This is a genomic window from Simiduia aestuariiviva (assembly GCF_014192475.1).
Lineage (GTDB): Bacteria > Pseudomonadota > Gammaproteobacteria > Pseudomonadales > Cellvibrionaceae > Simiduia > Simiduia aestuariiviva.
The window spans coordinates 420,269-445,252 of the sequence record NZ_JACHXZ010000001.1 but is presented as its reverse complement, the minus strand read 5'-3'; the positions used below and the strand labels follow the sequence as shown (position 1 = coordinate 445,252).

At 56.8% G+C, this 24,984-nt stretch carries 25 protein-coding genes; 13 read left to right on the top strand and 12 right to left on the bottom strand.

The features are described from left to right. Nucleotides 1–84 precede the first annotated feature (84 nt). On the top strand, nucleotides 85–1,125 hold the full coding sequence (locus tag FHS30_RS02155) for an aminoglycoside phosphotransferase family protein (protein WP_246341114.1): 1,041 nt from the start codon (nucleotides 85–87) through the stop codon (nucleotides 1,123–1,125). Continuing rightward, nucleotides 1,122–1,808, top strand: coding sequence for a nucleotidyltransferase family protein (locus tag FHS30_RS02150; protein WP_183907841.1), 687 nt, complete (start codon nucleotides 1,122–1,124; stop codon nucleotides 1,806–1,808). The genes FHS30_RS02155 and FHS30_RS02150 overlap by 4 nt, the downstream gene beginning before the upstream one ends. On the opposite strand, the gene FHS30_RS02145 is transcribed toward FHS30_RS02150, so the two are convergent. Continuing rightward, the gene (locus tag FHS30_RS02145; protein WP_183907838.1) at nucleotides 1,805–2,905 is read right to left on the bottom strand and encodes a DUF3530 family protein; all 1,101 of its coding nucleotides are present in this window, start codon (nucleotides 2,903–2,905) and stop codon (nucleotides 1,805–1,807) included. The genes FHS30_RS02150 and FHS30_RS02145 overlap by 4 nt on opposite strands. A 104-nt stretch (nucleotides 2,906–3,009) precedes the next feature. Here FHS30_RS02145 and rpe point away from each other — a divergent pair, with 104 nt between their 5' ends. Both rpe and FHS30_RS02135 read left to right on the top strand, forming a co-directional pair. Then, nucleotides 3,010–3,678 (top strand): ribulose-phosphate 3-epimerase, encoded by a 669-nt coding sequence (rpe, locus tag FHS30_RS02140; RefSeq protein WP_183907836.1) that lies wholly within the window; start codon nucleotides 3,010–3,012, stop codon nucleotides 3,676–3,678. 38 nt (nucleotides 3,679–3,716) lie between these two features. Then, a complete protein-coding gene (locus FHS30_RS02135; protein ID WP_183907834.1) occupies nucleotides 3,717–4,394 on the top strand; it encodes a phosphoglycolate phosphatase in 678 nt (225 codons plus the stop codon). 2 nt (nucleotides 4,395–4,396) lie between these two features. On the opposite strand, the gene FHS30_RS02130 is transcribed toward FHS30_RS02135, so the two are convergent. Next, nucleotides 4,397–6,553, bottom strand: a complete 2,157-nt coding sequence (locus FHS30_RS02130; RefSeq protein WP_183907832.1) for a cation:dicarboxylate symporter family transporter — start codon at nucleotides 6,551–6,553, stop codon at nucleotides 4,397–4,399. Nucleotides 6,554–6,849: 296 nt separating this feature from the next. Between FHS30_RS02130 and trpE the strand changes: the two genes are divergently transcribed. The 7 genes from trpE (at nucleotide 6,850) to FHS30_RS02095 (ending at nucleotide 12,851) form a co-directional block, all read left to right on the top strand. Next, the gene (gene trpE / locus FHS30_RS02125) at nucleotides 6,850–8,316 is read left to right on the top strand and encodes an anthranilate synthase component I (RefSeq protein ID WP_183907830.1); all 1,467 of its coding nucleotides are present in this window, start codon (nucleotides 6,850–6,852) and stop codon (nucleotides 8,314–8,316) included. A 13-nt stretch (nucleotides 8,317–8,329) separates the two neighbouring features. Next, the gene (locus FHS30_RS02120; RefSeq protein WP_183907828.1) at nucleotides 8,330–8,917 is read left to right on the top strand and encodes an aminodeoxychorismate/anthranilate synthase component II; all 588 of its coding nucleotides are present in this window, start codon (nucleotides 8,330–8,332) and stop codon (nucleotides 8,915–8,917) included. 3 nt (nucleotides 8,918–8,920) lie between these two features. Then, a complete protein-coding gene (gene trpD, locus FHS30_RS02115) occupies nucleotides 8,921–9,958 on the top strand; it encodes an anthranilate phosphoribosyltransferase (RefSeq protein WP_183907826.1) in 1,038 nt (345 codons plus the stop codon). A 24-nt stretch (nucleotides 9,959–9,982) separates the two neighbouring features. After that, the gene (gene trpC / locus FHS30_RS02110; RefSeq protein ID WP_183907824.1) at nucleotides 9,983–10,780 is read left to right on the top strand and encodes an indole-3-glycerol phosphate synthase TrpC; all 798 of its coding nucleotides are present in this window, start codon (nucleotides 9,983–9,985) and stop codon (nucleotides 10,778–10,780) included. Continuing rightward, nucleotides 10,780–11,373, top strand: coding sequence for a DUF2179 domain-containing protein (locus FHS30_RS02105; protein WP_183907822.1), 594 nt, complete (start codon nucleotides 10,780–10,782; stop codon nucleotides 11,371–11,373). Before trpC ends, FHS30_RS02105 begins: the two co-directional genes overlap by 1 nt. 394 nt (nucleotides 11,374–11,767) lie before the next feature. Continuing rightward, nucleotides 11,768–12,397, top strand: coding sequence for a 2OG-Fe(II) oxygenase (locus tag FHS30_RS02100; protein WP_183907820.1), 630 nt, complete (start codon nucleotides 11,768–11,770; stop codon nucleotides 12,395–12,397). A gap of 73 nt (nucleotides 12,398–12,470) precedes the next feature. Further along, the gene (locus tag FHS30_RS02095) at nucleotides 12,471–12,851 is read left to right on the top strand and encodes a VanZ family protein (protein ID WP_183907818.1); all 381 of its coding nucleotides are present in this window, start codon (nucleotides 12,471–12,473) and stop codon (nucleotides 12,849–12,851) included. On the opposite strand, the gene FHS30_RS02090 is transcribed toward FHS30_RS02095, so the two are convergent. After that, the gene (locus tag FHS30_RS02090; protein WP_183907816.1) at nucleotides 12,831–13,304 is read right to left on the bottom strand and encodes an META domain-containing protein; all 474 of its coding nucleotides are present in this window, start codon (nucleotides 13,302–13,304) and stop codon (nucleotides 12,831–12,833) included. The two genes, FHS30_RS02095 and FHS30_RS02090, sit on opposite strands and share 21 nt — an antisense overlap. A gap of 118 nt (nucleotides 13,305–13,422) precedes the next feature. Between FHS30_RS02090 and earP the strand changes: the two genes are divergently transcribed. Both earP and efp read left to right on the top strand, forming a co-directional pair. Next, on the top strand, nucleotides 13,423–14,541 hold the full coding sequence (gene earP, locus FHS30_RS02085) for an elongation factor P maturation arginine rhamnosyltransferase EarP (protein ID WP_221197119.1): 1,119 nt from the start codon (nucleotides 13,423–13,425) through the stop codon (nucleotides 14,539–14,541). Nucleotides 14,542–14,583: 42 nt separating this feature from the next. Beyond that, on the top strand, nucleotides 14,584–15,150 hold the full coding sequence (gene efp / locus FHS30_RS02080; protein ID WP_183907814.1) for an elongation factor P: 567 nt from the start codon (nucleotides 14,584–14,586) through the stop codon (nucleotides 15,148–15,150). A gap of 211 nt (nucleotides 15,151–15,361) precedes the next feature. On the opposite strand, the gene FHS30_RS02075 is transcribed toward efp, so the two are convergent. The 9 genes from FHS30_RS02075 to mutL form a co-directional block, all read right to left on the bottom strand. Further along, nucleotides 15,362–16,654: an adenylosuccinate synthase gene (locus tag FHS30_RS02075; RefSeq protein ID WP_183907812.1), complete on the bottom strand. Its 1,293-nt coding sequence runs from the start codon at nucleotides 16,652–16,654 to the stop codon at nucleotides 15,362–15,364. 13 nt (nucleotides 16,655–16,667) lie between these two features. Beyond that, nucleotides 16,668–17,855, bottom strand: a complete 1,188-nt coding sequence (locus FHS30_RS02070; protein ID WP_183907809.1) for an ATP phosphoribosyltransferase regulatory subunit — start codon at nucleotides 17,853–17,855, stop codon at nucleotides 16,668–16,670. 20 nt (nucleotides 17,856–17,875) lie between these two features. Beyond that, entirely contained in the window at nucleotides 17,876–18,061 is a 186-nt protein-coding gene (locus FHS30_RS02065) for a DUF2065 domain-containing protein (protein ID WP_183907807.1), read from the bottom strand. Nucleotides 18,062–18,288: 227 nt separating this feature from the next. Then, nucleotides 18,289–19,167 (bottom strand): protease modulator HflC, encoded by an 879-nt coding sequence (gene hflC, locus FHS30_RS02060; RefSeq protein ID WP_183907805.1) that lies wholly within the window; start codon nucleotides 19,165–19,167, stop codon nucleotides 18,289–18,291. Continuing rightward, nucleotides 19,167–20,312, bottom strand: a complete 1,146-nt coding sequence (gene hflK / locus FHS30_RS02055; RefSeq protein ID WP_183907803.1) for an FtsH protease activity modulator HflK — start codon at nucleotides 20,310–20,312, stop codon at nucleotides 19,167–19,169. Before hflK ends, hflC begins: the two co-directional genes overlap by 1 nt. 132 nt (nucleotides 20,313–20,444) lie before the next feature. Further along, nucleotides 20,445–21,755, bottom strand: a complete 1,311-nt coding sequence (hflX, locus tag FHS30_RS02050) for a ribosome rescue GTPase HflX (protein ID WP_183907801.1) — start codon at nucleotides 21,753–21,755, stop codon at nucleotides 20,445–20,447. A gap of 25 nt (nucleotides 21,756–21,780) precedes the next feature. Next, on the bottom strand, nucleotides 21,781–22,041 hold the full coding sequence (gene hfq, locus FHS30_RS02045) for an RNA chaperone Hfq (RefSeq protein WP_183907799.1): 261 nt from the start codon (nucleotides 22,039–22,041) through the stop codon (nucleotides 21,781–21,783). 121 nt (nucleotides 22,042–22,162) lie between these two features. Further along, on the bottom strand, nucleotides 22,163–23,131 hold the full coding sequence (gene miaA / locus FHS30_RS02040) for a tRNA (adenosine(37)-N6)-dimethylallyltransferase MiaA (protein WP_183907797.1): 969 nt from the start codon (nucleotides 23,129–23,131) through the stop codon (nucleotides 22,163–22,165). Further along, nucleotides 23,131–24,969, bottom strand: coding sequence for a DNA mismatch repair endonuclease MutL (mutL, locus tag FHS30_RS02035; protein ID WP_183907795.1), 1,839 nt, complete (start codon nucleotides 24,967–24,969; stop codon nucleotides 23,131–23,133). The genes miaA and mutL overlap by 1 nt, the downstream gene beginning before the upstream one ends. Nucleotides 24,970–24,984 lie beyond the last annotated feature (15 nt).

The window sequence follows — 24,984 nt, the reverse complement described above, 5'->3', positions numbered from 1 at the left end:
CCTCTGATCTTCAATGCAAGAAGGGCTTTAACAGCCGCCTCGAATCTGGAATCATGTGGCCTTTTTCGCGTTGGGGATCTCCCTTTGACAGCTGTCACAGAATTACAACAATGGGTGCACACCACCCTGTCAGACAAGGGCTGGCTGCCGAGTGGCCCGCTACTGCTCACGCCACTCCAAGGCGATGCGGGCTTTCGCCGCTATTATCGCCTAAATACGGAAGCCCATTTAATTGCCGTTGAAGCGCCGCCCACCACAGAAAAGAACGAAACCTTTGTATACCTCGCCAACCTGCTGCGCCAGCAGGGCATTCACGCGCCCGAGGTGTTCGCCGTAGACTACGACCGCGGCTATTTGTTGCTAGAAGATTTGGGCGGTAAATTATTGCTCGACTGCCTTGAACCAGACACCGCACACTGCCTATACGGCGAAGTGATTACTGACTTACTGCGTATTCAACAGGTGCCCACCAAAAATCTCGATTTAGCCGATTACGACCAGCCCCTATTGCGCCAAGAAATGGGGCTTTTTGAAGACTGGTTCATCCCTCAATTGCTGGGTTACACCCTGACCACCGAAGAGCGCAGCATGCTGCACGGCGTTTTTCAGAAGCTCGAAAGCCTCGCAGCCGAACAGCCTCAGGTCTTAGTGCATCGCGATTTCCATTCGCGCAATCTGCTCATTCGCGACGGGCTGGCCCCCGGTATTGTCGATTTTCAAGACGGCGTCATCGGCCCCATTACCTACGACCTCGTATCGCTATTGCGCGACTGCTACGTCCGCTGGCCGGTTGATCAAGTAGAGCGCTGGGCACTGGCCTACGGCAACATGGCCGTAGAGGTGGGCTTAATGCGCCCGGTCACACAGGAAACCTTCCTGCGCTGGTTCAATTGGATGGGTTTGCAGCGCCACCTTAAAGTACTCGGCATATTTGCAAGGCTGCACTTGCGCGACGGCAAAGACAGCTACCTGAATGATTTACCCCTGGTCATTCGCTACACCTTAGAAGTGGCTGAAGCCTATTCCGAGCTGCTGCCCTTCGCCGATTGGTTTCGCGAGCGACTGCTGCCACTGGCCAAGCAACAAGCGTGGTACCGCGACTACCGCACCGCCGGCAACCCATGAAAGCCTTCGTCTTTGCCGCCGGCAAAGGCACGCGCATGCGGCCGCTGACGGACCACACACCCAAGCCGCTGCTCACCGTGGATGGCAAGCCCTTAATCGACTATCACCTCGAAAAATTAGCTGCGGCCGGTTTTACTGAAGTGATGATCAACTTGTCCTACTTGGGTGATCAAATTCGTGCCCACTGCGGCAACGGCCACCGATACGGCCTCAGCATTGATTATTCGGAAGAGGGGCCGGAGCCGCTGGAAACCGGCGGTGCCTTGGCACACTGTTTACCTTGGTTTGATGGCGAGTCTTTCGCCATGATCTCCGCTGACGTCGTTGCGGATCTAGATTATGAAATATTGGCCAGAAGCGTCGAAACCTTGGCTCAAAGAGGTCTGCAGGCAGAGTTAGTGCTAACTCACAACCCGTCGCACCACCCCCAGGGCGACTTTGGTTTACGAGCTGGTTGCCTCACGCTTCAAGCGACCCCTCGCCACACCTACACGGGCATCGGCACAGCCACCGCCCAGTTCATTGCCGAATTTCCCGAGCGACGCGAGCGATTCCCGCTGCGCGAAGCCCTACATTTTTGGCTGGTGCAAGCCAAAGTCGGCGGCCTGCTACATCGAGGTCAGTGGTGCGATGTGGGCACGCCTGAGCGACTGGCGGCCATTCAATCGGCACCCTCTGCTTAGTTCGACGGCTCGACGACCTGCGCATCATCCACCTTCACGCCCTTGGCATGCCGATCCAAGAAACCGCGCACCCGCTTACTAAGTCGAAGCAACTCCGGTTCGTAGCGCGGCAAACTTAATTGTTGGTACAGCGCGCGGCCTGCGCGCCGGGCCGCTGTGCTGCGCGCCTGCGCGGCCGCCAAGAGTGCAGGCTGGTCGACGGCAATGATATCGAGTACGGGCAGATCGGCCCCAGCCATTGCAAGTACGTCCCCGGCCTCCGCGCCCAGCGCATGGCGCGCATCCACCAATACCAATGCGCGAAAGCCCTCGGGACCCAAAGACTTGAACAGGCGCGCCGCGCGCACCGCGCCGCCGCCCTCGGCGAGCAGCGCCAAGTTGAACTGCCCCTGCCCTCGCAAGTGTTCGATGGCCTGCGCTAATCGCAGGTCGGTCCGGGATTCAGCCGGCGCCACGGGGCTGGCGGCGGCCGCTGGCTCAGGCGGCTCCGATTGTTCCATGGCCTCCACCGATGCCACTTCACCCGTAGCATCGTTGAATACCTCTTCCGTTTCCGGGCGAGCTTCTGCGTCAGCGGGCGCATTTGAAGGTGGCTGCGTTGCGCTCTGAGCGGCGGCCTCGGCAGTAGGCGCGAGGGGTTCACGGGGCGGAATCGACACCGGATCTGCTGGCGGTAGCATCACCACCATCGTGGTCCAGCCCTGCTCCGGTAAATGTAGGCGCAGCGCTTGTATGCGTTCGGGCCAGGTGGGGTTGCGATCTTGATCTTGCACGAGCAACACTGCGCCCGAAGGGCTGGCACTGATGGCTGGTTGATAAAGGGCCAGCACCCGCTCGCCGCCAACATCGAGCCACACCACCTGATCCGACGGCACGGCTTGCGCCAGCAACGCCATGTCGCGGGTCTCACGATTGGCGTACAGCGGCGGTTCTGCAGGCTCGGGAGCTGGCGCAGCCACTGCGGCGCCGTCTACTGCGGCACCCGCGGCTTGTTCGTCGCTGGCTTGCTCGGCCTCGGAGGGCTCAGCCTGACCCCACACCTCGATAGACGCCAACAGCCAAACGGCCATCCCCACTTGCCACGCTCGCTTCAACATTTGCCCCTCGCACCAATTAACCCAGCCCTAAGTCTAGCCTGCACACTTGGGCCTGCGCGGCTGAGTGCGTACAATGTCGGCCTCACAACCCAGCGAGCAACACCATGACTGACTTTTTAATTGCCCCCTCGATTTTGTCCGCAGACCTAGCCCGCCTGGGCGATGATGTAGCGCAAGTGCTGGCCGACGGCGCCGACGTGGTGCACTTTGACGTTATGGACAATCACTATGTGCCGAATCTGACCTTCGGCCCCATGGTGTGCAAGGCGCTGCGCAACTACGGCATCACCGCGCCCATCGACGTGCACTTGATGGTGGAGCCCGTGGACGATTTGATCGTCCAGTTTGCCGACGCCGGCGCCACTTACATCACCTTTCACCCCGAGGCCTCAAAGCACGTGGATCGCTCACTGCAGCTGATTCTCGACAAGGGCTGCAAGGCCGGTTTAGTGCTCAATCCCGCCACGCCTGTGGATGTGGTTAAGCCGGTACTGCACAAGCTCGACATGCTGCTTTTGATGTCGGTGAACCCGGGCTTTGGCGGTCAAAAATTTATTCCACAAACCCTCGACAAACTGCGCGAAGCGCGCACCCTGATTGACGCCTCCGGCCGCGCCACTCGCTTGGAAATCGACGGCGGCGTGACCCCGGCCAACATTGCCGATATCGCCCGTGCGGGCGCCGACACCTTTGTGGCGGGCTCGGCCATCTTTGGTGCCGAGTCCTATAAATCGGCCATCGACGCCATGCGTGCCGCACTGGCTGACCTCTGATTAACGGGTACTTTTCGGTCAGCGACAGGGACGCGTAGATGAACAAGCTTCAACGACACTTTGGCGGCCAACTGCCGGCGCTGGTGCTATTTGACCTCGACGGCACCCTGATCGACTCAGTGCCCGATATCGCCATCGCCACCGACACCATGCTCAAGGCGCTCGGCCAAGCGGCCGCAGGCGAGCCGCTGGTGCGCAGCTGGGTGGGCAATGGTGCAGCCACCCTCGTGGCGAGGGCGCTGGCGCATGCGGGACTGCCAGCACAAACACAGGAACAGGCCATGACGCTGTGGCGCGCCGCCTACACCCTGTGCTGCACGCGCGAAACGCGACTTTACCCTGGCGCACGGGAGTGCCTGCAACAGCTACAAGCGGCCGATGTAGCCATGGCACTGGTGACCAATAAACCCGTGCAGTTTGCGCAGCCCATCTTGGACCACCTGGGCATTGCTCAATATTTTCGAATTGTGCTGGGCGGCGAGTGTGTCGAGCAAAAAAAACCGGCGCCGGACATGCTGATAGAAGCGATGCAAGACGCCAATGTGACCGCCCAACATACGTTGATGGTGGGCGATTCTGCCGCCGATATTAATGCGGCCAAAGCTGCTGGCGTGGCCGTCGCCGCCGTGACCTACGGCTATGACAATGGCGCGCCGGTGGCCAGTCTATCGCCAGACCTGACAGTAGATAACTTAACCGAACTCTTTGATCGCTAAGCTTACTCGTCCACGGGTGGCGTCGACCGCATAACCCAGTCATCCCAAAAGTTCCAGCGGTGCTTACTGCCCTCGGGTCGCTGCCCGCGAATCCAATAATTGGTCAGCTTATTGATCGTGCCGTCGGTGCGCCGGATCTCCAACCACTGGCGCATAAACAACACAAAATCCAGATCATTGGTGGCCACGGGCATCGCCATGGGCACCGGCGGCAGCGCGGGCTGGGGCACCACTACCCCATATTCCGGATAGAGCAATGTCCACGCCGACGCACCGGCTGCGCCAAATATAATCGCGTCCAATTCGGGCTTGTCACCACGCACAAAACTGCGTGGCGAAGCCACCTCTTGCACCTGCCAATTTGGCAGCGCGGTGCGCAGCGAACTGGTGAGGTAATAGGCGTTGGGCACCCCCAGATGCCAACGCTCGCTACTGCCGATCTCCTGCCACTCACGCAATTGTGCGCGCTTGTCTTTGCGCACCAGCAGCGCCAAATTTTCATTGAAATGTGGCGCGGCGAGGGTGTAGCTGGCAATAGCCGCCGGCGTCATCGCCACCCCGGCGGCCATATCCAGATAGCGGCTGTCCAGCAACTGCTTCACCTCGCGTCGATAGACCCGCACAAACTCAACCCGCACGCCCAGATCTCGCCCCAGCTGGTGCCACAGTTCAATATCCAGCCCCACCAGCTGCCCCTGCTTGTTATGGAATGCGTAAGGCAACCAATCGCGGTAGTAGCCCACACGCAATTTTCCACGCGCGGCAATGCGCTCCAAGGTATTGCCGCTCGGCTCTTGGGGTCTTAAGGCGGGCACCTCGAGCAAGCTGCGCGAAGCCGCCGCTGGCAGCAATAGGTCGCGGGCAATAAATTCGTCATAGGCCGTGTATTCATTACCTACCGCCTTGTATAAATAGCGCAATGAATAGGACATGGCGGTGATCAGCACCAAACCGACAATGGCAAAACGAACAACCGCAAAGGTGTTCCAACGCCATTTGCGATTGGCGCCGGTGGCCACCAGAATTGCCATCACCACCACAAACATGACCGACGTCATGGCGCCTAGGCGATTAGAAATAATATTTTCAGTAATTAAAAACAGTTCGAATACTTCACCGGGAATTTTATGGGCATGCAACAACGAGGGCACGGCCGCCAAGCTTGAACCAAACAGATTCACCACCCCCGTAAGCAACAGCTCAGGGTAATCCACCAACGCAATGGGCTCTCCGCTAAACCAACCGGCAAACAACACAAATAACAGCGCCATTAACTTGCCGGCCACGGGAATTGAAAATGAGGCGGGCACAACCACTTCCACCAGGTTCGATTGCGGCGAGTGGGTTTCGTAGGATCGCAAAAACATTTTGCGGGTATTTTCCGCAATAATGGGCAATACAATAAATAGATTGCCGGTGGCAAAGGCGGTGATTAGCGCATCTTTGCTGACATCTAACACCTCGCTATAGCGGTACTTTGTCAGTGTTTTGACCAACATGGGGAAGACCCAAAAGGTCAACACCAAACACAGCAGGGTGAGCGTAACCAAGTACACGTACAACCCCTTAAGCGCCTCTAAATCCAGAGTGCCCGCAGCACTCGCGGCGATAGAAAAGACGCCAATGGGAGCGGTCTTCATCACCAGTGAGGCCATCTCGCCAATGGCCTCTTGCAATGCGTTCACCACCTTTAGAAATTCATCCTTCTGCCCCAAGCGCAGCAGCGCCACCCCCAACAGCAGCGCAAACACCACCACTGCGGGTATTGAACCCGCGCCCAGTGCGTGAAAGATATTGGAGGGCAAAAAACTGCCAATGAAATCAAATCGCTGGGCCGGCTCTAACAGCGACGGACTGAAATAGGAGGCCGACTCCCACTCGGGAAAGGACAGACTGGCAATGGCGATCAACACCAAGGTCACGCCCCAGAGCAGCGCCAGCACCAGCGCCCCGTAGCGAGCCAGTGCCTGCGCCTGATTGCGCTTGAGCGCCCCCACGGCGGACACCAAGGAGACCAAGATATAGGGCAGCACCGTCATTTGCAGCAACCCCAGGAAGATTTCACCTAGGGTATCCAGCGCGGTCATACGGGCGCCAAAACAGAGGCCCGCGACCAACCCCAGCAACAACCCCACCACAATTTTGCTTGAAAGCGACATAGCCCTAACATCCCGGCCGGTTAGACAAAGGGTGCCAATTATCAGCCAAAGCCCGCTACATTGGTATGGCCAACCGGTCACAAAACCGGCGATGGTAGGCAAGGACATTGCTTTTCAGTACACTAGCGCCCCACAAAATCACCAAACTCGAATCCGGAGCACCCAGTGCCGTTGGACAAGTTATTGGAACATTCCCGCCGGGCGTGCAGCCTGCGATGGCGTCGCTGATCCCCACTTCAGTTCACTGAGGTGTGCCCGTGCACACCTGCGCCATTGATTGCTCGTTAGGATTACCAATGACTCCGGAACTCTTCGCACAACTCTGCCTGCAAGGCTTTAACCGCATCCCCCTAACCCGTGAATTGCTGGCAGATTTAGACACGCCCCTGTCGAGCTACCTGAAATTCGCCAAAGGCCCCTACTCCTATTTGCTGGAATCCGTTCAGGGCGGCGAAAAATGGGGGCGCTATTCCATCATCGGCCTGCCCGCACGCCAGCTCTTGCGTGTGCAGGGCGAACAGATCCAGGTAGAAATTGATGGCCGTGTGGTCGAACAGCACCAATCGGCCGACCCCCTGGCATTTGTAGACGAATTTAAACGCCGCTTTAAAGCGCCTGAACTCGATGGACTGCCGCGCTTTAATGGGGGGCTAGTCGGCTATTTCGGCTACGACTGCGTGCGCTATGTGGAGCCGCGCTTAAAAGCCAGCCTGCCGAAAGACGTCATCGGCACACCCGACATTCTCTTGATGGTGTCCGATGAGTTGTTGGTGTTCGACAATCTCGCGGGCAAATTAATATTGATCGTGCACGCCGATGGCGCAGAGCCCGATGCCTATCAACGCGCACAGGCCCGGCTCGATCAACTGGAACAAAAACTTGCCGAAGCGGCGCCAGCCACCGCGCCCATGCGGCTACAGGGCGAAGCCGCGCGCGAGGCCGAATTCAGCTCCAGTTTTGGTGAGCAAAACTTCCACGACGCCGTGGAGAAAATCAAAAATTACGTACTCGCCGGCGACACCATGCAGGTGGTTGTGTCGCAGCGCTTGTCCATTCCTTTTGACGCCGAGCCACTCAATCTCTATCGCGCCCTGCGCTGTTTAAATCCATCGCCATACATGTACTTTCTCGATTTAGGCGATCATCAAGTGGTGGGCTCTAGCCCAGAAATTCTCGCGCGCTTTGAGCACGGCGAAGTCACCGTGCGGCCCATCGCTGGCACCCGCCGCCGCGGGCACACCGATGCCGAAGACCGGGCGCTGGAACAAGATCTGATTAACGATCCAAAAGAAATTGCCGAGCACTTGATGCTCATCGATTTAGGTCGCAACGATGTCGGCCGAGTGAGCGAAACCGGCACCGTCACACTCACCGATAAAATGGTGGTGGAACGTTACAGCCACGTGATGCATATCACCAGCAACGTCACCGGTCGCGTCAAACCAAATCTGACGGCCATGGATGTACTGCGCGCAGCACTGCCCGCCGGCACCCTGTCGGGCGCGCCCAAAATTCGCGCCATGGAAATCATCGACGAGTTAGAAAATGAAAAGCGCGGCATCTACGGCGGTGCCATTGGCTACCTCGCGTGGAACGGCGCCATGGACACCGCCATCGCCATTCGCACGGCCGTCATCAAAAACGGCACTCTGTACATACAAGCCGGCGCCGGTGTGGTGGCCGACTCAGTGCCATCGCTCGAATGGAAAGAAACCATGAACAAGGCGCGCGCCATGTTCCGCGCCGTCGATATGGTTCTGTGAGGGAGCTAAAAATATGCTGTTAATGATCGACAACTACGACTCCTTTACCTACAACGTGGTGCAATACCTCGCCGAGTTAAAGGCCGACGTAAAGGTGTTGCGCAACGATGAAATTGCCGTGGCCGATATCGCCGAACTCGCGCCCGAGCGCATTGTCATTTCACCCGGCCCCTGCACACCCAACGAGGCCGGCATTTCGGTGGAGACTATTCGCACCTATGCCGGCAAGTTACCCATACTCGGGATCTGCCTAGGCCACCAATCCATCGGCCACGTTTTCGGTGGCAAGGTCGTGCGCGCACGCCAAGTGATGCACGGCAAAACATCCCCCATTTATCACAACAATAGCGGTGTCTTCCGGGGCTTAAAAAACCCGCTGGTGTGCACTCGCTACCATTCATTGGTGATCGACAAAGGCAGCCTGCCCGAGTGTCTTGAAATAACTGCATGGACACAACACGACGATGGCAGCCTCGATGAAATCATGGGCGTGCGCCATAAAACGCTCAATGTGGAGGGCGTGCAATTTCACCCCGAATCCATCTTGTCGGAACAGGGCCATGAACTGCTCGATAACTTTTTGCAATCACAAGGAGGTTGAGCCGTGGATATAAAAACTGCGCTGCAACACATCGCCAATGGCCAGTCACTCAGCCAGCCCCAAATGACCGAAGTCATGCGCACGGTGATGACTGGCGCCGCCAGCCCTGCGCAAATCGGCGCACTGCTTATGGGGTTGCGAATGAAAGGCGTAACGGTTGAGGAAATTACCGGCGCCGCCAGTGTCATGCGCGAACTGGCCGCGCGCGTCGACATCGACCAGACGCACCTAGTGGACACCTGCGGCACCGGTGGCGATGGCGCCAACTTATTTAATGTTTCTACCGCCAGTGCCTTCGTAGCAGCAGCCTGCGGCGTGCGCGTTGCCAAACACGGCAATCGCTCGGTGTCTTCATCTACCGGCAGTGCCGATGTGCTCGAGGCCGCTGGAGTACATCTGGAATTGACCCCAGAACAGGTAAAAAAGTGCATCGATGCGTTAGGTGTAGGCTTTATGTTTGCGCCGGCCCATCACAGCGCCATGAAACACGCCATTGGCCCGCGACGCGACTTGGGCATGCGCACAATTTTTAATTTACTTGGGCCCATGACCAATCCCGCTTTGGTGCGCCGCCAAGTGATCGGCGTTTTCCACCGCGATCTATGCCGCACCCTTGCGGAGGTGCTGGGTCGCCTGGGCTCCGAACATGTGATGGTGGTCCACGCCGAGGATGGCCTCGATGAAATTTCGTTGGCCGGTGCCACCCATGTGGCGGAATTGTCAGCAGGCACCGTCAATGAATACACCATTCACCCAAGCGATTTTGATATTGCGGCGCAATCCCTCGAAGGCCTGAGTGTTGGCAGCGCCGAAGAGTCGCTAGCGCTTATTCGCAATGCGCTTGGCAAACGGAATTCCGACGCGGCCCAAAAGGCATCCGATATCATTGCCCTTAACGCTGGCGCCGCCATTTATGTCAGTGGTGTGGCCGATTCGCTCGCGCAGGGCGTTGCCATGGCACAAGACGCCATAGGCTCGGGACTCGCCCGCGAAAAAATTCAAGAACTCGCCGCCTTCACTGAGTGCCTTCGCACTCTGTAAGCGGCCAGCTAAAAAGGTTTAGTTATGTCTTCGACACCCACCGTATTGCGCAATATTTTGGAGCGCAAAAAAGAAGAAATCGCCGAGCGCAGCCGCACGGCCAGCATCCAGCATCTGCTCAATGAAATAAAAGTGCAGACGCCCGTGCGTGGATTCGTAGCATCCATCGAGCGCAAACTCGCCCAACAGCAGGCAGCCGTTATTGCCGAAGTGAAAAAAGCATCGCCTTCAAAAGGCGTGATTCGCGAGCACTTCGACCCCACGGAAATTGCTAAAAGCTACGAAAAAGGCGGAGCGGCTTGCCTGTCGGTCTTAACCGATGCCGATTTTTTCCAAGGCTCGGAAACCTATTTAAAACAAGCCCGCACGGCCAGCACCCTGCCCGTCATTCGCAAAGATTTCATCATCGACGACTACCAGCTGGTGGAGGCGCGGGCCATAGGTGCCGATTGTATTTTGTTGATAGTGGCGGCACTGGATAAACAGCAATTAGTGAGCCTAAATAACATTGCGCTCGAGCTGGGCATGGATGTTTTAGTGGAAGTTCACGATCGCGCTGAATTGGATCTAGCGCTAGACCTACCCAACAAATTAATTGGCATCAACAATCGCAACCTGCACACCTTTGAAACCAGTCTGGACACAACCTTTACCTTGCTGCCGCACATTGACAGTGAACGCATTGTGGTCAGCGAATCGGGCATACACAGCATCGACGACGTTAAAATAATGCGCGGCCACAACGTCAATACCTTTTTAGTGGGCGAAGCGTTCATGCGCGACGAAGAGCCCGGGCGCCGTTTGATGGAAATGTTTAATTGATGGCGGACTTGCTGGCCTTTTTACACTTGCACCCAGTGCTTTTGTGCGCCGCCATTTTTTGTGCGCGACTCACCGACGTCAGCTTAGGCACACTGCGCACCTTGATGGTGTTTCGCGGCTATCGAGCGCTGTCAGCATTGGTGGGCTTTTTTGAAGTGCTGCTGTGGATTCTTGCAGCCAGCCAAGTTATCACCCATCTCGATCAATGGTATCTCGCCGTAGCCTACGCCGCGGGCTTTGCCGCCGGCAACTACGTGGGCATTACGCTCGAGGCCAAATTGGCCATGGGGCGCGAGCTGGTGCGCGTGGTCACCGACAATCCAGAGACCTGCTTGGCGCGCGCACTGCGCGCGCACAACTATTCGGTGATTGAATTGGCCGCGCGTTTCGACGACGAAAAAAACGTGGAAATACTATTGATTTCCGAGAGCCGGAAACGCGTACCGGCGCTGTGTAAACTCATTGCCGAACTCGATCCAAAAGCGTTCTACACAACATCCGACATCAAAAAACAATTTCAAGTGGAACAGATGCTCAGCACCGACAAGCCAATCTTCAATGCGGGCTGGCGGGTCATCGGTAAGCGTAAATAATACGCACCGACACAGGCGTGCCAAGTTCAGCGCCTGCCGACGCCCTAGAGGCAACAATTTATGATCCGGTTCAAATTTCCCACCGGCAATGCACCACACAGATGGTTTTTCGGTGCGCAAAGTCGATCGCAAGGCGTACCATTCCCCCGCTTTCTATCCACCCTCACCAACGACAATGTTCAACAGAGGGTTTGAGTCGCCTAGCTGGTGGAGTTTTTCGGCGGAAAGTCTTCACCTGCCACACCTGGTGGTATCCTGACCCGCGCTAGGCGACTTTTTTTACCGATAAAATGCTGTACCCCTCGCCAGTTCAGCCCTACAATCGCGCGCCGACCTCGAGGCCATCTACCTCGATATCATTGACCTCGTGACCTGATACCTCGTGACAACGAATATGAGCACAGCCCTAAACACCACCGGCCCAGGGGGCCGAGACAGCGACTATATCAACCTGCTCTCCGAGCATGGTTGGGCGCTGCTGCCCGGATTTTTATCGGCAGAGTTGGTGGCGGGATTGCGCTGGGAGGCAATGCAAAGTGCCGACTGGCAGCAAGCGGGCGTTGGACTAGAGGGCCAAAGGCAGACCAAAATTCGACGCGATCACACCATCTGGATGAAGGGCGACAGCGAACCTCAGCGCGAATATTTCCAGCAGATGGAAGCTATCCGGCTGCGGGTGAACGAAATTTTTTTCGCGGGCTTGTTCGAATATGAATCGCACTTCGCCCACTACCCCGAGGGCGCCTTTTACCGCAAGCATCGCGACGCGCTGCGCGGCAGAGGCGCGCGCATCCTTACCAGCGTGTGTTACCTCAACCCGCAATGGCAGCCAGGCGACGGTGGCGAACTGCTACTCTATAACGACGCCGACACCACCCAACTCGCGCAAATTGCCCCGAAAGGCGGTGATCTGCTGCTGTTTTGGAGTGAAGATTTTCCGCACGAGGTGTTGCCGGCCAAGGTCGATCGCTACTCCATCGCCGGGTGGTTCAGACGCAATCTAGAACTTGCCAACCCACTCTAGCCGCTCGGCAAAAGCGGCTCGACATCGGCGCACCAAGCACGTGTTGTTTTAATGCAAGGAAACATTGGCACCCATGCTCAGGGCTTACCGAATACTCAAAAACCTACAGTTTTGGCTGCTAATCGGCTTGTTCACGCTGCTGGGACTCGCACCCAACCCCGGCGCGGGGTTTGCCAGCGCCAATGATCTCGCACTGCATTTTTGTGGCTATGTGGCCGCCGGAATCTCCGTCAGCCTGGCGCGGCCCAACAGCGCACCTTGGCTACGATTTCTAGCGCTGTTCAGCTATTCGCTGGCCATAGAGGTCGGCCAATACTTTGTCCCAGAGCGCAGTTTTGATGTGCGCGACTTGCTCGCCAACGGCGCGGGCATCGCGACGGGGCTGGCACTCTATCAATTTGCCGTTGCACATCTAGATCGCAAAATTGAGCAACTACTGCACCCAATCCGCTAGTGCAAATTCCCACACATCACCGCCCTGTGTCAGCGTCAGTTGCGCCCCATTTAACTGTAATTGGCTCCAGTTTTCCAAGAGGCTGGTGTAGCGCCGCTCAAGTGCCATGGCAGCATCTGGGCACATCATCATGGTGGTGGCCAACTGGTCGACCTTAAAGCGACCGTCGACCATTAACACCGCCTGCCCCTTGTAGCGATTACACCCCGCAAAACCGGCGATATGGGGCTGCTCACCAAAATCCAACTCGGGCACCAGCCCCTTGCCATAAGCGCCCAGTGCGTTGCCGCGCACCGCGTCACCATTGATTTGCTTGAGCACCCACCGGTGGTGAGCGACCTGCGCCAAGTCGGTTGGCGCCGCTGCAGTCTCGGGCATATCTTGTTGCACTGCACCGCATGCAATCAATAGCCAAGCACTTATGGCAATGACACCCACCTTGTTAAATCCCATCACTTCAACTCCCAAAAGACATTCCAAAAAAACATTCCAAAAAATATACAGTGATTCGCGCGCAAACGGTGCACCGCAACCAACTCAGATATAATGCCCCTCCACCGAAGGGAGCTCCATGAACATACCGCAAAATTGGCACATCTTCTGCCGCGTCATCGACAACTTTGGCGATATCGGTGTCTGCTGGCGACTGTCGCGCCAGCTGGCCCACCAATTTCGACGCAGCGTCACCTTGTGGGTAGACGATCTACACAGCTTTCAAGCACTGTGTGAGGCCGTCGATCCAACACGAGCCCACCAATGCATCGACGCCGTGCAAGTGCGCCACTGGCAGGACCCTCTGCCCCACTGTGAGCCCGCCGATGTCGTCATCGAAGCCTTTGGCTGCCACCTGCCCGAAGACTACATTCGCCGCATGACGCGCCACCGGCCGCTGTGGATCAACCTCGAATATTTGAGCGCCGAGGCATGGGTGAAAGACTATCACCTGAACCAATCGCCAGTGCATGGCCTGCGCAAAACGTTTTTCTTTCCCGGCTTTGAAGCCGGCACCGGCGGCTTGTTGTGGGAGCCGCAGTTACAGGAATTGGCCCACGCCGACGACGCTGCGCGAAACGCGTGGCGTCAGCAATTAGGCCTGCCCGAATCGCCGGGTCTTACCGTGAGCCTGTTTGCCTACGAGAACGCGGCACTGCCCGACCTACTGCAAGCCCTTGCCGAGCACGCCTCGCCGTGCACGCTGGCGGTACCCCAAGGGCGAATGGGGGCGGGGGTAGCGCACTGGCTCGGCCATGACTTAGCCGCGGGCGACCGCTACCAGCGCAATGGGTTAACACTCGTGGGGCTGCCATTTCTGCAACAGCCCGAGTACGACCAGCTGCTCGCGCTGTGCGACCTCAATTTTGTGCGCGGTGAAGACTCCTTCGTGCGCACCCAAATGTTGGGACGCCCCTTTGTCTGGCATATCTACCCCCAAGAGGAGAGCGCCCACCTCGCCAAACTAGACGCTTTTCTAAGTCTCTATACACGGGATATGCCCAGCCCCTTGGCCGCGAGTCTGCACACCGCTCACCAGCAATGGAATCAACCTCAACACACGCAAAGCCTGCCGTGGCAAACGCTGCTGGAGCAGTTGCCCAGTTGGCGAAGGCACGCGCTCAGCTGGCGCGAAAAGCTCCAAATGCACGGGGATCTAGCCTCAAATATCGTGCATTTTTGCACCAATCAGGTATAGTACTGCGCGTTTTTAACGCCTTTATTTTTTGGTGAATATGCTATGAAAACTGCTCAAGAGTTCCGCGCCGGCCAGGTTATGAACCTCGATGGTCAGGCATGGGTCGTGCTGAAATCGGAGTTCAATAAATCCGGTCGCAACGCTGCTGTGTGCAAAATGAAATTGAAAAACCTGATCACTGGCGCCTCTCAGGAGCCCGTGTTCAAAGCTGACGACAAGCTCGAGCCTATCATTCTTGAGCGCAAAGAAGTCACCTACTCTTACTTCGCCGATCCGCTCTACGTTTTTATGGACGAAGAGTACAATCAGATTGACGTGGAAAAAGAGAACCTGGGCGAGACCGCCAACTTCATCGTTGATGGCATGCAGGAAACCTGTGAAGCCGTTTTCTACGAAGGCAAGGCCATCTCCATTGAACTGCCTACTACCATCGTTCGCACCGTCGCCTACACCGAGCCAGCCGCTCGCGGCGACACCTCAGGCAAGGTCATGAAAGTGGCCAAGCTTGATAACGGATACGAACTGCAAGTTGCGGCATTTATTGAGATTGGCGAAGCCATCGAAATTGACACCCGCACCGGTGAGTTCAAAGGTCGCGCAAAGGGTTGATCATCCCTTTGCAGGCATAAAAAAACCGGCTGATGCCGGTTTTTTTATGCCTGTATCGTCGGGGGCAGTACACCATCAGCACCTGGGCCCATCAGCTATTGGGCCCATCAGCTATTGGGCCCATCAGCTATTGGAGTTGGGCGCACATAACTGCAGTTCAAAAACCAAAAAGCCCGGTTATCCCGGGCTTTTTGTCGTCGCCTGTTAGCGCTTAAGCGAAAGGATGGCGCAACACGATGGTTTCCACGCGGTCGGGACCGGTTGAAACGATATCAATAGGGGCGCCGGTCAACTCCTCCAGTCGCTTAATGTAATTGCGTGCATTTGCAGGCAGCCCCTCCAGCGTGGTCACACCCACGGTGCTGTCGGTCCAACCGGGCAGCTCTTCATACACCGGCACGATTTCAGCCCAACCTTCAGCATCGCAAGGCACGCCGATGGAATCGCCCTGGGCATTTTTATAACCCACACACACTTTTACAGTTTCCAGACCGTCGAGCACATCCAACTTCGTCAAACACATACCCGACATGGAGTTGATGCGGATCGCGTGGCGCACGGCGACAGCATCAAACCAACCTGTGCGACGCTTGCGACCGGTAGTGGCGCCAAACTCGTGGCCTTTAACACCGAGATGCTGACCCACTTCACAATCCAGCTCGGTGGGGAATGGGCCCGAGCCCACGCGCGTGGTGTAGGCCTTGGTAATGCCCAACACATAATCCAAATACAGCGGACCAAAGCCGGAGCCGGTCGCCGTGCCACCGGCGGTGGTGTTGGACGATGTCACATAGGGGTAGGTGCCGTGATCGATATCCAGCAGCGAACCCTGTGCGCCTTCGAACAAAATCCCTTCGCCGCGCTCACGCGCACTGTGCAAAATATCGGTCACATCGGCGACCATGGGCTTTAGCTCTTCAGCCCACACCTTGGCCAGCGCCAACACCTCTTCCACATCCACGGCGGGCACTTTGTAGTACTGGGTCAGCGTGAAATTGTGCAACGCCATCACTTCACGCAGCTTGGCTTCAAAGCGCGCTGGCGCAAACAAATCACCTAAGCGCAGACTGCGACGCGCCACTTTATCTTCGTAGGCCGGACCAATGCCGCGCCCGGTAGTGCCGATTTTGGCGTCGCCTTTAGCCACTTCACGGGCCTGATCCAAGGCCACGTGGTAGGGCAAAATTAACGGGCAAGCAGGCGACAAACGCAGGCGCTCGCGCACGGGCACTCCGCTGTCTTCCAGACCTTTCATTTCGGTCATCAAGGCCTCGGGTGAAAGCACTACGCCATTGCCGATCAAGCACGAAACACCCTCGCGTAAAATGCCAGAGGGAATCAGGTGCAGTACGGTTTTCTTGCCGCCGATCACCAGTGTGTGGCCGGCGTTGTGGCCGCCCTGAAAGCGAGCCACGATGGAGACCTGATCAGTGAGCAGATCGACGATCTTGCCCTTCCCCTCGTCACCCCACTGAGTGCCCAATACAACGACGTTTTTGCCCATGACGAAATAACCTTTACTGACTAAGTGGTTTAACTTGGTATTGACCGTCTTCGAGCACCAGCTCGCGGTCACAATTTAATTCTTCACGCACCAGCGATGCCTCGCTCAATCCGCACACTACCCGCTCGCCTTGCTGGCGCAACGATTGAATGGCGGCCCACGCCTCTGCGGTAGTGGGCTCTGGCGCCAATATTGCGGGCTCCAATTGCCCGACCGTGTCACCCAGCGCATTGAGCGCGCCGAGATCCACCGCAAAGCCGGTGGCGGGTCTGGCCCGACCAAAGACTTCACCAATGTGATCATAGCGGCCACCATTGGCAATGGCGTCGCCAAAGCCCGGCGCAAAGGCCGCAAACACAACGCCGGTATGGTAGTGATAGCCGCGCAGCTCGCTGATATCAAAATATAAATTGGCGGCGGGGTAGCGTTGCCCAATGACCTCAGCCAATTGATTCAATTCGTCTATGGCCTGGAGCGCATCGGGAACAAAGCGCGAGAAGAGCGAACGCGCTTCCGACAGCACCTCGATACCACCGCACAATGTCGGCAATTGGCGTATCAGCTGCGCCATACCCGGCTGCGCAATTTCTGTGGCGACCCATTGATCAATATCGCTCACAGCTTTTTGCTGCAATAGTGCAAACAGCGCCAGCTCTTGTGATTCGTTCAAGCCCGTAGCGCGCGCGAGCGCTCGGTAGATACCCACGTGCCCCAAATCGATATTGAGGGCGGTCACACCGGCGGTCTGCAGCGATTCCAACAGCAGAGACACCACTTCGATATCGGCGCTGAGACCGGGTTCACCGTAGAGTTCCACCCCGGCTTGAATCGGCGTGCGCGTGGCGAGCGGGCTCTTCGGGCGCGTATGCACCACATGCCCGGCATAACACAGGCGATTGACGCCTTCACGCTTAAAGGAGTGCGCATCCATCCGCGCCGTTTGGGGCGTGATATCGGCCCGGATCCCCATGGATCGACCCGATAACTGATCCGTGACCTTAAAGGTCAACAGATCCAAATCTTGCCCCAAACCCGTGAGCAGCGAATCGGTAAATTCCAACACCGGGGGAATGACGAGATCGTAGCCCCAACGGTGATAGAGGTTGAGTAAATCCCGTCGCAGTTGTTCGATATCTTCAGCCTGCGCGGGCAGAATCTCGGCGATTCCATCGGGCAGCAACCATCGATCAGCATTGGTCATGACGCGTGGGGCCTTATCTATTACTTAATGAAATACAGGAGTCCGGCGCCAACCAGCATACTGGCCAGCCCCATTATTCGCAGTTGGCGATCACTGACCGTTGCCATAGTCGCCACCAGTCCACGCCAGCGGCCCGGGTTCAGAAAAGGGATGATGCCCTCGAGCACCAACATCAGACAAAACGCCTTTGCCAATTCTTCCCACATAAGCCCGCTAGCTGTTTGTGCCACACATGCCGCAAGTCGTAACTTTTAACCCCAATAAACGGGATTTTTGTGCCACTTTTGGCACATACGGACTTTTTTTCCACAAAAAAACCGGGCACTGGGCCCGGTGATTTCATCTGGCTTGAGTGGCAGATCACCGAAAGGGGCGCATTCTACCACCCTTTGTGGGTGAATGTTGAACAAAAAGGCGAGACTGAAAGTCCCGCTTACTTCACCTTGCCCTGTGCGTCTTTCAAGTAGCGGAAGAACTCGCTGTCGGGATCAACCAGCATCAAGTCCTGCTTGTCTTTAAACGCTTTCTTGTAGGCGTTGAGGCTGCGCACAAAAGTATAGAACTCAGGATCTTTGTTGTACGCCGCCGCGTAGGTAGCGGCCGCTATGGCATCCCCTTCACCGCGGATGCGCTCGGCATCTCGGTAGGCTTCAGACTCAACCACCACCACTTGGCGATCGGCATCGGCCTGGATGAATTCCGCCTGTTCTTTACCCTTAGAGCGGTGCTCACGCGCTTCGCGCTCACGCTCAGACGTCATCCGGTTGTATACCGAACCACTCACCTCAGGCGGCAATTCAATCTGCTTAACGCGCACATCGATAACCTCGATACCCAGAGACGTACGGCTGAATTCATCCAGAGAATCCGTCAGCTGAATCATCAACTCATCGCGCTGACCGCTCACCACTTCTAACAGCGAGCGCTGCGCGAACTGGTTGCGCAGGCCCTCGTTAATGCGCTGTGCCAACAGTCGATCTGCCGTCGCTTCATCACCACCGGTGGCGGTGTAAAACTTGTGTACGTCCTTGATCTGCCACTTAGCGAAGTAGTCGACAATCATGCCTTTCTTCTCCACCGTCATAAAATTCTGAGGGTGGGTATCTAAGGTCAGGACGCGGCCATCAAAAATGCGAACTTCATCTTTTATCGGCCACTTAAAGTGCAGGCCGGGGGTGATTTCGTCAGGCGACATTTTACCGAACTCAAGCAGTACGGCGCGCTCGGTTTCCTTGACCACATACAGTGTGCTGTTGGCCACTAAAATGCCGACCGCTAATACTGCCAGCGCAAACAATGACTTACCGTTCATTAGCGAACCTCCCGACGACTTGACGCCGCTTCACGGCGCAGTTGATCCAGCACGCGATTACTGACTTCGCGAATCACTTCAGGCGATATGTCTGTATTTTCTAGCCCACTTGAGCGCTGCTTGGCAATTTGATCCAGCGGTAGATACAACATGTTATTGCCGCCTTCCACATCCACCATGATTTTGGAACTGCTGGTCATAACCGATTCAATAGCATCCAAATACAAGCGATCGCGCGTAACTCTTGGCGCCTTTTTGTATTCCACCAACAGCTGCTCAAAGCGTGACGCCTCACCGGTAGACTCGGCGATAACGCGCGATTTATAGGCATTCGCTTCTTCGATAATACGCTGCGCTTTACCGCGCGCCTCTGGTACCACGCCATTCAAATAGGCTTGCGCTTCGTTCTTAAAGCGCTCTTCGTCTTCACGCGCCTTGTTCACATCGTTAAACGCGGCTTTGACCTGTTGCGGCGGCAGTGCGTCTTCCATGTTGACGGTTTCAACATGAATACCCGTGCCGTATGCATTGAGGTATTGCTGCAAGCGGTCTTTGACGTCCACGGCAATTTGCGTGCGACCCTCGGTGAGCACTTCGTGCATTACCGTGGAACCAATTACATGGCGCAAGGCCGAGTCAGTGGCTTCGCGCAAACTGTTTTCAGGATTGCGCACGTTGATGACGAAATCTTTTGCATTGAGGATCGAGTACTGCACGGACAGATTCACATCTACGATGTTTAAATCCTCGGTCAGCATGGTGGTCTTGGCACTGTGCAAACGCACGCGGGTGACGTTGACCTTGGCCACGTGATCCACCAGCGGCGGGTTCCAACGCAGGCCTGAACCCTTTTCTTCATGAAACAGACCAAAGCGCAAAACCACCGCCTTTTCCTGTTCATCGATTTTATAAATGCCGAACAGACCGTACACAGTGGCGGCGATCAAAATGAGCACGCCAAAAAAGCCGGCCGTCAAACCGGGCCCAGCGCTATTGCCGCCGCTGCCGCCACCGCCAAACAAACCGCCAAGTTTCTCTTGAAACTTGCGCAGCGCTTCGTCTAAATCAGGTGGACCTTCGTTCTTGCCGCCTTTGCGACCGCCCCAAGGGTCCTGATTGTTACCACCGGGCTCATTCCAAGCCATAGTCAGTCTCCATCAGATTAAAAATTGTTGCCGCCCATCACGGACAGGGTGTCAATGCTATGGGGCGGCAGTGTATCAAGCTTTCAACGTCAGCGCCGAGCGATCGACGCGACAAGTGTTCTCGCTGGCGATTCAGAATTCAGCCAGCGTCAGATTGCGCCAAGGCGATTCGGCCAGCGCAATCTGTTCGGCGCTGAGCAAGCGCATCAAATCCACTCGACCGATGCGCACATCCAATTCGAAGGAGCCATCCTCGGCACTGGCCTCCGCCAGCACCGCATTGTGCTGATAGAGCCGCGCGCGCAGCCTTGACCAGTGTACGGGCAAAGTGACCTTTTGGTGCACAATTTCCTCACCCAAGCGCTCGGCGATGGCCTGCAGCAACAGCTCCACGCCCTCACCCGTTTGCGCCGATAACCATACTGCCACCGGCTCACCTTGGTCATTGCGGTCGATTCGCGGCGCAAAATCGTCTAACAAATCAATTTTGTTGTAGACCTTGAGTTGCGGCAATTCGTGGGCGTCAATCTCCTCCAGCACAAACTCCACTTCCTCGATATTGCGTTTGCGCTCATCGCTCGGCGCATCGATCACATGCAATAACAGGGTGGCGTTGGCCGCCTCTTCCAAGGTGGCGCGGAAGGCCTCCACCAATTTGTGTGGCAAATGGCTGATAAAACCCACCGTGTCCGCCAACACCGCGGCCCCCACATCACGCAATTCAACCCGGCGCATGGTGGGATCTAGGGTGGCGAACAATTGATCCTTGGCGTACACCTCGGCATCGGTCATCCGGTTAAATAAGGTGGACTTTCCGGCGTTGGTATAACCCACCAGAGACACCGTTGGAATGTCTGCCCGCGTGCGCGACCGCCGCGCTTGGTTGCGCTGGCGACGCACCGCGTCTAGGCGCGACTCAATAAAGCTGATGCGTGCGCGCAGTAACCGCCGGTCAGTTTCCAACTGCGTTTCACCTGGGCCGCGCAAGCCGATCCCACCCTTCTGTCGCTCCAAGTGGGTCCAGCCGCGCACCAAGCGGGTGGACATGTGTCGCAACTGCGCCAACTCCACCTGCAACTTACCTTCGTGCGTGCGCGCGCGCTGCGCGAAGATATCGAGAATAAGGCCAGTGCGATCGAGCACGCGACAATTGAGTTCGCTTTCGAGATTGCGCTCCTGACTGGGCGAAAGGTTGTGATTAAAAATCACCAGCTGCGCTTCGTGCAGCGCCACCAAATCCTTCAGCTCCTCCAGCTTGCCGCTGCCCATGAAGGTCCGAGCATCGGGCGCAGCGCGCTTGCCCGTGAGCAAGGCCACAGGGTCGCCGCCGGCAGACAGCACCAACTCTTCAAATTCGCGGGGATCGTTTACATCGAGTTTGAGATTGAATTCCAGGTGAACCAGCACCGCCAGTTCACCGGAATCGGGACGTTCAAAGAACAAGATAGCTCCTGAGCTTTAGGCCCGTTTAATCCTCTGCGCCTTCTTCCTGCTCACCTTCTGCTGGGTTCAGCATGGGTACGCGGACAGCGCGAGAGGGTACAACTGTGGAAATGGCGTGCTTGTAAACCATCTGGCTTACGGTGTTTTTCAACAACACAACAAATTGGTCAAACGACTCTACTTGGCCTTGCAACTTAATTCCGTTAACCAAATAGATCGATACGGGAATACGTTCTTTGCGCAAAACATTCAAATAAGGGTCTTGTAAGCTATGCCCTTTTGACATGTTTATTCTCCTTATAATCAAGAAATAAAAGTTGCGAATACCCCGAGCACACATATTGTGACGGGCGCAACAGCAAGCGAAATAACTGACAGGTGCGCCATACTGGACACACTACTGCCCATTATATGGTTGCAACCCCCAGACAGTTCAAGGCCTGACGCACAATTTCTTCATGTGGCAGTGCATTTCCAGCCTGATCGTCAGTATAGACCCAATTGAGATTTGGCCAGCCTCGCAGCCAAGTAAGCTGTCTTTTGGCTAGCTGACGACTGGCTGCCACTCCGCGCGCCAGCATTTCGGCCTCGTCATAGGCGCCGTCTAGGTGCTCCCACATCTGCCGATAGCCCACGGCGCGAATGGCGGGCAGCTCGGCGTGCAAGTCGGCGCGCTGGCGCAAAGCCACCACTTCCTCTTTAAAACCGGCCGCCAGCATTTTCTCAAATCGCATTGCAATGCGCTCGTGTAGAACCTTGCGATCCCGTGGCGCAATGGCCAACTGGGTCAATGCGAACCGCTCGTCAAAGGCCGGGCCCGCCGTCGCTTGCTGCTCTGCGCGCAACTGCGCCATGGTTTTGCCGCAACTGCGATACACCTCAAGGGCGCGCGATATGCGCTGAGAATGGTTGGGATGGAGCTGTGCAGCGGTCTCTGGGTCCACCTTCGCCAATTCGGCGTGCAGCGCGGCCCAGCCCTTTTCGGCCGCCTCCCGCTCGACTTCGGCACGCACGGCGGGGTCAGTGCTGGGCATGTCTGCCAGCCCGTCGAGCAAGGCTTTGAAGTAAAGCATAGTGCCGCCCACCAACAGCGGGATGCGGCCACGGCGATGAATTTCCGCAATGGCAGCCTCGGCGTCGCGCACGAACTGACCGGCATTGTAGGGTTCGGCCGGATCGCACACGTCGATCAATTGGTGTGGCGCCTGCGCCTGCTCTTGTGCGCTCGGCTTGGCCGAACCAATATCCAGACCGCGATAGACTAGCGCGGAATCCACGCTCACCAGGTCTATTGGCAGGTGCTCACGCAGCGCGATGGCGAGGTCGGTTTTACCGGACGCCGTCGGCCCCATGAGAAAAATCACCTGAGGCCGCATCACTGACCCCGCAAAAACATTTTGTCGAGGGCATCCATGCTTTGTAGAAACCAAGTGGGGCGACCATGATTACACTGCCCCGAGCGCTCGGTGGCCTCCATATCGCGCAGCAGGGCATTCATTTCGGGAATGGTCAGCTTTCGGTTGGCGCGCACCGAGCCATGGCACGCCATGGTGGAGAGCAATTCGTTGATGTGGGTGCGAATGCGATCGCTGGTGCCGTGCTCGGCGAGGTCGGACAACACATCCCGCACCAACTGTTCAACTTTAGCCTGCCCCAAAATCACGGGAATTTGGCGGATCAACAAAGTTTCGGGGCCCGCGCGCTCGACGCCAAACCCTAACGACGCAAACAACTCGGCATGGGATTCCGCCAAGCCCGCCTCTTTTTCACTGACGGGGATGGACTCCGGCACCAACAGTGGCTGGGCTTTTAAGCCCTCGCCCTCAAAGGCCGCCTTCATGCGCTCATAGGTGATGCGCTCGTGGGCTGCGTGGGCATCTACCACCACCAGTCCTTGCGCGTTTTCCGCCAAAATATACACGCCCTTCAACTGCGCAATGGCAAACCCTAAAGGCGGCATTTCATCGTCTGACTCTGGCGCCATGGACGCCATAGATGCGGGACCTACGCCCTGGTGCAAGGCGCCATAGTGTTGCAGTTGTTCGCCCACTTGGCCCGGGTTCGACATACCGGGAGCGAAGGGCTGACTCGCCTGCATGCGACTGCTGGGCACCGCCAACCCCAAACTCGATTGCGGCCCAAACTCGCCCGCAGTGGCACCGGAAGTAGCAGGCTCTATTGCGGTTTTTTCCAATTGATCTTGGGGTCGCACGTCGGCCAATGCGTGATGCAAAGTTCTAAAAAGAAAATCGTGAACAAGGCGCGAATCGCGAAAACGCACTTCGTGTTTGGTGGGGTGCACATTGACATCGACAGTGGCGGGATCCAACTCAAGATAGAGCACATAGGCAGGGTGTCGCCCATGAAACAGCACATCTTGATATGCTTGGCGCACGGCGTGGGTTACCAATTTATCTTTAATGGCGCGCCCGTTCACATAAAAATGTTGTAAATCCGCCTGCGAGCGAGAAAACGCAGGCAGCGCTACCCAGCCCCACAGCTTTAATCCCGCGCGTTCAACTTCAACATACAACGCATTTTCCATAAAAGCTGCGCCGCAAATTTGCCCCACGCGGCGCTCACATTCGACGCGCGTGCTGGCTGCGCGCCACTGATGCAGTGCACGGCCATTGTGGGTCAAGCTAAAAGCCACGTCGAAATGTGACAGTGCCAAGCGTTTAACCACATCTTCCAGCCGATTGAATTCCGTTTTTTCGGTGCGCAAAAATTTTCGACGCGCAGGGGTGTTAAAAAACAGATCGCGCACTTCGACGCTTGTGCCACGCGGGTGGGGCGCCGGCATCAATTCAGTTTCCATGTCGCGCCCTTCAGAGCGGGCACTCCAGCCTTGAGAGACATCGTCGGTGGGATTGGCGGTGATCAACAAGCGCGACACCGAACTGATCGAGGCGAGCGCTTCGCCGCGAAAACCCAAGGTCGCCACGGCTTCCAAATCGTCGAGTTCGTAAATCTTACTGGTGGCGTGCCGGCTCAATGCCAAGGGCAGGTCATCGCGGCTGATGCCCTTGCCATTGTCGCGCACGCGCATCAATTTAACACCGCCCTCGTCGGCCTCGACATCCAGGCGCGTGGCGCCGGCATCGATGCTGTTTTCAAGTAACTCTTTGATAACCGAGGCCGGCCGCTCGACCACCTCCCCCGCGGCAATTTGGTTGGCGAGACGAGGGGAAAGTAATTTAATAATGGAGGTCATTAAGTCAACGCAGGG